This is a genomic window from Raoultella sp., assembly GCF_039594335.1.
Classification (GTDB): domain Bacteria; phylum Pseudomonadota; class Gammaproteobacteria; order Enterobacterales; family Enterobacteriaceae; genus Klebsiella.
In genome coordinates, this window is sequence record NZ_JBCNNS010000276.1 from 1 (window position 1) to 2,801 (window position 2,801).

Genomic DNA, 2,801 nt, shown 5'->3' on the forward strand with positions numbered 1-2,801 from the left:
GTCACCTTAACGTTAGCGAACTGGAGCGGATGTTCCAGAAGTCGTTCTCGGTGGCAAAACGCGTCCGTACCGAAACCGATATCGGTGCCAGCGCGGTCTCCGTGGCTTTCGCCGCCTGTACGCTGGCACGACAAATCTTCGAATCCCTTTCAAGCGTGACGGTGTTGCTGGTTGGGGCCGGAGAAACCATTGAACTGGTGGCGCGCCATCTGCGCGAACACAACGTGCGCAACATGGTGATTGCCAACCGTACCCGCGAGCGCGCGCAGGTTCTGGCTGAGGAAGTCGGTGCGGAGGTTATCACCCTGAGCGATATCGATGAGCGGCTAAAAGAGGCCGACATCATCATCAGTTCGACCGCCAGCCCGCTGCCGATTATCGGGAAGGGGATGGTGGAACGTGCGCTGAAGGCGCGGCGTAATCAGCCGATGCTGCTGGTCGATATCGCGGTGCCTCGCGATGTCGAACCCGAAGTGGGTAAGCTGGCAAACGCCTATCTGTACAGCGTGGACGATCTGCAAAACATCATTCAGCATAACCTGGCGCAGCGTAAAGCCGCGGCGGTACAGGCGGAAACGATCGTCGAGCAGGAAACCAGCGAATTTATGGCCTGGCTGCGTGCCCAGAGCGCCAGCGAGACTATCCGCGAATATCGTTCCCAGTCCGAGCAGGTCCGTGAGGAGCTGACGGCGAAAGCGCTGGCTGCGCTGGAGCAGGGCGGCGATGCGCAGGAAATTATGCAGGATCTGGCACGGAAGCTGACCAATCGCCTGATCCACGCACCAACCAAATCTCTTCAGCAGGCAGCCCGTGACGGGGATGATGAACGCCTGCATATTCTGCGCAACAGCCTCGGGCTGGAATAGCGCACATTTCTCTTTTTTCAGGACAGGGTGAATTCACGCCTATGAAGCCTTCTATTGTTGCCAAACTGGAAGCTCTGTACGAACGCCATGAAGAAGTTCAGGCGCTGCTGGGTGATGCTGCGACCATCGCCGATCAGGATCGATTCCGCGCGCTGTCGCGGGAATATGCGCAGCTGAGCGACGTGGCGCGCTGCTATACCGAATGGCGCCAGGTACAGGACGATATTGACACTGCACAGATGATGCTTGACGATCCGGAAATGCGTGAGATGGCGCAGGAAGAGCTGCGCGATGCGAAAGCGAAAAGCGAAGAGATGGAGCAACAGCTGCAGGTGCTGCTGCTGCCGCAGGATCCGGATGACGAACGCAACGCCTTTGTCGAAGTCCGCGCCGGTACCGGCGGTGATGAAGCGGCACTGTTTGCCGGCGATCTGTTCCGTATGTACAGCCGCTATGCCGAGGCTCGCCGCTGGCGCGTGGAGATCATCAGCGCTAACGAAGGCGAACATGGCGGTTATAAAGAGGTGATTGCCAAAATCAGCGGCGATGGCGTGTATGGTCGCCTGAAATTTGAATCCGGCGGTCATCGCGTTCAGCGCGTGCCGGCTACCGAATCTCAGGGCCGCATTCATACCTCCGCCTGTACCGTGGCGGTGATGCCGGAGCTGCCGGAAGCCGAAATGCCGGAGATCAACCCGGGCGATTTGCGTATTGATACTTTCCGTTCCTCCGGGGCCGGTGGTCAGCACGTTAACACCACCGATTCCGCGATCCGTATTACCCACTTACCGACCGGGATTGTGGTGGAGTGTCAGGACGAGCGTTCGCAGCACAAAAACAAAGCTAAAGCATTATCGGTGCTCGGCGCGCGCATTCGCGCGGCGGAAATTGCCAAGCGTCAGCAGGCGGAAGCGTCAACCCGTCGCAACCTGCTGGGCAGCGGCGATCGCAGCGATCGCAACCGCACCTATAACTTCCCGCAGGGCCGCGTTACCGACCACCGCATCAACCTGACCCTTTATCGTCTGGATGAAACGATGGAAGGGAAACTGGATATGCTGATTGAGCCGATTGTTCAGGAATATCAGGCCGATCAGCTGGCCGCGCTTTCCGAGCAGGAATGATGACCTTTCAACAGTGGCTGGTGCAGGCGATTGCCCGACTGGGCGAGAGTGAAAGCCCGCGACGCGACGCCGAGATCTTGTTAGGCCACGTCACCGGCAAGGCACGGACCTATCTCCTTGCCTTCGGTGAAACGGTGCTGACCCTGGAACAGCAGGCGCAGCTGGAGACGCTGCTGAGCCGCCGCCAGCGCGGTGAACCGGTAGCGCATCTGGTGGGCGAGCGTGAGTTCTGGTCGCTGCCGCTGCTGGTTTCCCCTGCGACCCTCATTCCGCGTCCGGACACCGAATGCCTCGTTGAGCAGGCACTGGCGCGGCTGCCGGCTACCCCGTGCCGGATTCTGGATTTAGGCACCGGCACCGGCGCGATCGCCCTGGCGTTAGCCAGTGAACGTCCGGACTGTCAGATCATGGCGGTTGATTTTATGCCCGATGCTGCGGCATTAGCCGCGCGTAATGCCGAGCGCCTTGCCATCGAGAACGTTACCGTCCTGCAAAGCCACTGGTTCAGCGCGCTGGCCGGGCAGCAGTTCACAATGATTGTCAGCAACCCGCCCTATATCGACGAAACCGATCCGCATCTTGAGCAGGGCGATGTTCGTTTTGAGCCAAAAACGGCGCTGGTTGCTGCCGATAACGGCCTGGCCGACCTCGCTCATATCATCCGGGAAGGGCGTCGTTTCCTGGCGCCCGACGGACTGATGTTGCTGGAACACGGCTGGAAACAGGGGGACGCGGTACGGGCGCTGTTCCGTGACGCGGGCTATCACGATGTGGCGACCTGCCGTGACTACGGCGATAACGATCGCCTGAC

Annotated in this window: 3 protein-coding genes; all 3 read left to right on the forward strand. The window is 59.8% G+C overall.

The window, feature by feature from the left end:
- Nucleotides 1-866, forward strand: an 866-nt coding sequence (gene hemA, locus ACZAHD_RS22945; protein WP_462458769.1) for a glutamyl-tRNA reductase, incomplete at its 5' end; no start/stop codon positions are given.
- 41 nt (nt 867-907) lie between these two features.
- Nucleotides 908-1,990, forward strand: a complete 1,083-nt coding sequence (gene prfA, locus ACZAHD_RS22950) for a peptide chain release factor 1 (RefSeq protein WP_462458770.1) — start codon at nt 908-910, stop codon at nt 1,988-1,990.
- Nucleotides 1,990-2,801 (forward strand): peptide chain release factor N(5)-glutamine methyltransferase (prmC, locus tag ACZAHD_RS22955; protein ID WP_462458771.1); only part of this gene is annotated, 812 nt, incomplete at its 3' end. The genes prfA and prmC, both read left to right, overlap by 1 nt.